The sequence below is a fragment of the Leclercia tamurae genome (assembly GCF_025566055.1).
Lineage (GTDB): Bacteria > Pseudomonadota > Gammaproteobacteria > Enterobacterales > Enterobacteriaceae > Enterobacter > Enterobacter tamurae.
In genome coordinates this window covers 1-231 of sequence record NZ_JAMHKS010000008.1, presented here as the reverse complement: position 1 = coordinate 231, position 231 = coordinate 1, and the positions used below count along the sequence as shown (strand labels likewise).

1 pseudogene is annotated in these 231 nt (G+C 53.7%); it reads right to left on the bottom strand.

Features of this window, described 5'->3' with window-relative positions:
- Positions 1–7 precede the first annotated feature (7 nt).
- A pseudogene (locus M8318_RS00030) lies at positions 8–231 on the bottom strand (hypothetical protein); the annotation flags it as partial.

Genomic DNA, 231 nt, shown 5'->3' with positions numbered 1-231 from the left:
AAAGGAATTAATATATTCCGTGGGAGCCATTATAAATGGATGTCCAGCAATCAGTAGCCAACTGGGCGGATTTATCCCAGCCAAACATCGCACCAGCGATTGCGCCAGTGATTGCGCCAGAAACGATGCCCCACGCGCCGCCGATTGCCATACCAATGGTGCCTGCACCGAAGATACCGCCGTTGTCGCTGCCATGGGTACCGCCGATCATGCTACCCATAGCTGCATTCA